A 245-nucleotide genomic window follows, 5' to 3' on the forward strand; every position below is an offset into this window, starting at 1 on the left:
CTTCACAACACCAACTCTGTTTTGCACGCATATAAGGAATGTCTGCTGGTATTTCTAAAGGACAAATATAGCCACAGTATTCGCATAGCACATCATCTAAATAAGCAAAACATTGACCTATTGTTTCAAACAAAACGTGTAAGCTGATCTCATATTGGCAACAAAGCGCATTTACATGTTCAATATAGCCATCATATCCGTCATTGTTTGAATATGCCCAATAATCTACACAAACTCTTAGATCT

Annotated in this window: 1 protein-coding gene; it reads right to left on the bottom strand. The window is 35.9% G+C overall.

The window, feature by feature from the left end; all coding sequences use genetic code 11:
- A partial coding sequence (locus AAEY72_RS15950) for a hypothetical protein (protein WP_352311630.1) occupies positions 1–245 on the bottom strand: 245 nt, incomplete at both ends.

Origin of the sequence: Psychrobacter sp. W2-37-MNA-CIBAN-0211, assembly GCF_040309405.1 — a bacterium.
Classification (GTDB): domain Bacteria; phylum Pseudomonadota; class Gammaproteobacteria; order Pseudomonadales; family Moraxellaceae; genus Psychrobacter; species Psychrobacter glaciei.